A 503-nucleotide genomic window follows, 5' to 3' on the forward strand; every position below is an offset into this window, starting at 1 on the left:
TGTTTGTCTGCCTTATCGAACAAACTGTCTATGATCTGATCAACCCATTGCTGTGCATTTGGGGCAATTGCAAGTTTAAGTCCATCTCCATATAATCCAATCAAAATAAGAGATTGCAACAATCCTTCTCTGGACCACCTTGAGAATTTTTTAGGAGGACGGAACCCAAAATTAAATTCGCTTGAAGCATTAAATTCACCAGGATCATTGCTTTTTAAAACTTGCAATACAGCCTCTTTCAGTTTTCTATATAAATTGGGATTAACTAAACCTCCGATATTTGACCAGGCATCCAGCGGGCTAGTTAATCTCCAAGTGCTTCCAATCTGAATTATCGGGGACTCTGCTACATCACGCCATTTGTAGAGCCTGCTTTGATATTCAGAATAATCGATATCAGAAAGCATTTCAATGATTTCGATATCCCCTGGATTTGCTTCATTCCATCGACCTATAAGCAGGGCTGGTATTAATTCCTCCACATTACCGGATTCAAGCCATTC

Annotated in this window: 1 protein-coding gene; it reads right to left on the minus strand. The window is 39.6% G+C overall.

Annotation, left to right across the window (positions count from 1 at the left end):
* Positions 1-503 (minus strand): hypothetical protein (locus ACNOHI_RS25695; protein ID WP_420477551.1); only part of this gene is annotated, 503 nt, incomplete at both ends.

Origin of the sequence: Noviherbaspirillum sp. ST9, assembly GCF_048799745.1 — a bacterium.
Classification (GTDB): domain Bacteria; phylum Pseudomonadota; class Gammaproteobacteria; order Burkholderiales; family Burkholderiaceae_D; genus Noviherbaspirillum.